The sequence below is a fragment of the Polaromonas jejuensis NBRC 106434 genome, assembly GCF_001598235.1.
GTDB lineage: Bacteria > Pseudomonadota > Gammaproteobacteria > Burkholderiales > Burkholderiaceae_C > Polaromonas > Polaromonas jejuensis.
Genome location: NZ_BCYO01000069.1, coordinates 1 through 1,446, shown reverse-complemented (window position 1 = coordinate 1,446; position 1,446 = coordinate 1). Strand labels below are relative to the sequence as shown.

Annotated in this window: 1 protein-coding gene; it reads right to left on the bottom strand. The window is 63.9% G+C overall.

Annotated features, from left to right (window positions below):
• Positions 1–1,263 (bottom strand): IS21 family transposase (istA, locus tag PJE01S_RS24115; protein ID WP_068836244.1); only part of this gene is annotated, 1,263 nt, incomplete at its 3' end.
• Between the last annotated feature and the right edge of the window lie 183 nt (positions 1,264–1,446).

The window sequence follows — 1,446 nt, the reverse complement described above, 5'->3', positions numbered from 1 at the left end:
CCCTATGCGTTCGGCCCAGGCAATGAGCTTGGCCGGTGTCCACTGCAGGTGCGCCCGGTGCGAGGCTGGCATGTGTTCGGGCGTGGTGGTGTGTGCGCCCCGGCGCGGGTTCAAGGCGTGGGCTGCCACGCGGGTCTGGCCATGCACCATCTCTACCGTGGTGGCCGTGATGCGCAACTCCACCATCTCGCCCACCAGGCGGTGTGGCACCGAGTAGTAGTGACCGTCGAGCTCGACGTGGTAGTCGATGTTGACCCGCGCGGGCTTGAAGCGGGCGATTGGCATGCGAGACGCTGGCAAGGGTTTCAAGACCGGCTGGTCCAGGCTGGCAAACGCGCTGGCCCGGCAGCCCGGCAGCTTCTTGAACGGGCGCCGGTTCAGGTCCTGCAGCAATGCCGCAATCGCCCGGTTGAGCGCTCCCAGGCTGAAGAAGCGCTGGTGGCGCAAGCGCGCCAGAATCCAACGCTCGACCACCTGCACGGCCACTTCTACCTTGGGCTTGTCACGCGGCTTTGCCGGGCGTGCCGGCAACACGGCCAGGCCGTAGTGCTGGGAGAGTTCTTCAAGCAAACGGTGGCTGGTGGGCTCATAGCGGTCAGGCCGGGCCATGAGTGCACGCGGCTGGTCTGGCACCAGCAGGCGCGGCACGCCACCGATGAATTCGAGGGTTGCAATGATGCTGGCCACCCAGTCAGCGGCCTTCTGGGTCGGTGTGGCACAGGCGTAGGTGAAGTTCGACGCGCCCAGCACTGCCACGAACACCTGGGCCTGCGTAATCTCGCCAGTGCTGGCGTCGACTAGCGGGACCGTCTGACCGGCGTAGTCCACGAAGAGTTTGTCGCCTGCCTCGTGGGTCTGGCGCATGGAGTGCTTCAGGCGCTTGGCCCATTGCTGGTACTTCTCGCAGAAGGCGCTGTATTTGTAGGCCACGCCCTGGTGTTGCTGCTGGTACTCCTCCCACAGCAGTTGCAGGGTGACGCCGGGGCGCTTGAGTTCGCTGTGTAGCTGGGCGTAATCGGGTTCGAGATGGCGGGACTGGCGTGCCACCGGTGGTCGGTACAGCCGGGCCTGAAGTTCCTCGTCGCTTAAGTGCTGTGCCTGTTCCCAGTCGAGCCCTGCGGCGCGGGTGTAACTGGCAATCTCGCTGACGGTGGATTTGGAAATGCCCAGTGCTGCGCCGATTTGGCGTTGGCTGAGGTTGCCGCTGTGCAGCAGCTGCAATGTGTGTCGTATCTTGCTCATGGTGACCCTTGGTGTGGGCATAGCTGGTATCCGGTCAAAAAACCGGGCAGCCTACGCCTCGTTTGGGTCACTCAGAACACTGCTGGGGTGTCCGCCTTCAAAATGGAATGCTGTCCGCCATCACCGTGGAACGGTGTCCGCGATGACGGTGGAACACTGTCCGCCATCAGCATGGAACCGTGTCCGCCATCGCGTGGAATACGC